This window comes from uncultured Microbulbifer sp. (assembly GCF_947504145.1).
In the GTDB taxonomy this organism is placed as follows: domain Bacteria; phylum Pseudomonadota; class Gammaproteobacteria; order Pseudomonadales; family Cellvibrionaceae; genus Microbulbifer.
Window position 1 is genome coordinate 1 of the sequence record NZ_CANNGQ010000013.1, and the last position, 1,175, is coordinate 1,175.

A 1,175-nucleotide genomic window follows, 5' to 3' on the forward strand; every position below is an offset into this window, starting at 1 on the left:
TAACAAGCGACTGTGGTGTCAACCACCCCAAATTTAAGTTGCGCACCACGCTTGTTTTTCTCGAATCATCGCATTCAAAATAGTAATGAATTTTCGCATGCAGGCAGTCAAGGCAACTTTTTTGTGCTTGCCTTGGGCCACGAGGTTTTTGTAGAAAGCCTTGATCGCAGGGTTGCATTGAGTTGCGCTCAGTGTCGCCATATACAGCGTCGTGCGGACCGAGGCTCGCCCTCCCTGAATTCGTCGTTTCCCGCGCATCTTTCCGCTATCACGATTGATCGGTGCTACCCCGACGAGTGCTGACGCCTGCTTGTTGGTCAGGCTGCCAAGTTCTGGCATATCGGCTAACAGGGTGAACGCAAGCGTTTTCCCAACACCAGGCGCTGACTCCAGAATCTCTCGTTTCTCTGACCATTCGGACTCCGTTTCTACAAGTTTCTCAAGCCTCTTTTCTACCCAAGCAATCTCAGCGTCAAAGCACTTGATCAGTCGACGACAGGAGCGTTTGATCCCGTCATCCATAATGTGTCGACGATTGATTTCTTGAGTCCGAAGACTCAGTACCTGACGACGTCTGGCGAGTAAGTCTTTGATGGCTATAAGGTTTTTACTTTTTTCAGGCGTTACACGAGGCTTGATTACCGCCGCATACTCAGCAATCACCTGAGCGTCAATACGATCCGTCTTCGCGAGCTGCTCTATAGCGCCAGCATACTTCCTGACAGAAGTCGGCTTCGCTATACATACCGGTAAGCCCTTATCATAGGCTGCTTCCGCCAGCGCGAATTCATATCTGCCGGTCGCTTCCATAACGATTCGCTCAACGTGATATCGTGAAAGACGATTCATCAGTGATCGGATGCCTTCTGGCGTATTGTCCACCTGCCATACCAGCTTCTTCTCGTGGATGCAGATATCCAAACTCCATTTCCCCACATCGACACCGACATTAACCCTGGACTTCGTTAGCTTTTGGTTTGTCATGATGACTCTTCCTTGCTAAATTCGGGCTCGAGGCCCATTCGACTGTTCGAGTTTATAAATCGGGTCGGCCCGGCGCCCACGCTTGTTAACGGTCTTTAGACCTCTCGCTCATCGGGCTGCCAGGCCGGTAACTTATGGCGGTAAGTTACGGGTCTCACCTTACCGAATATTTGGGGAATTAGGCCATACAA

1 protein-coding gene is annotated in these 1,175 nt (G+C 50.5%); it reads right to left on the reverse strand.

Annotated elements, in window-relative coordinates:
* Positions 1–33: 33 nt before the first annotated feature.
* Entirely contained in the window at positions 34–984 is a 951-nt protein-coding gene (locus Q1A74_RS18385; RefSeq protein WP_299599719.1) for an IS110 family transposase, read from the reverse strand.
* Positions 985–1,175: the final 191 nt, after the last annotated feature.

What these genes read in the sequence shown, in the direction of transcription:
- Q1A74_RS18385 (WP_299599719.1), bottom strand. Translation starts at nt 984, where the DNA reads ATGACAAACCAAAAGCTAACGAAGTCCAGGGTTAATGTCGGTGTCGAT.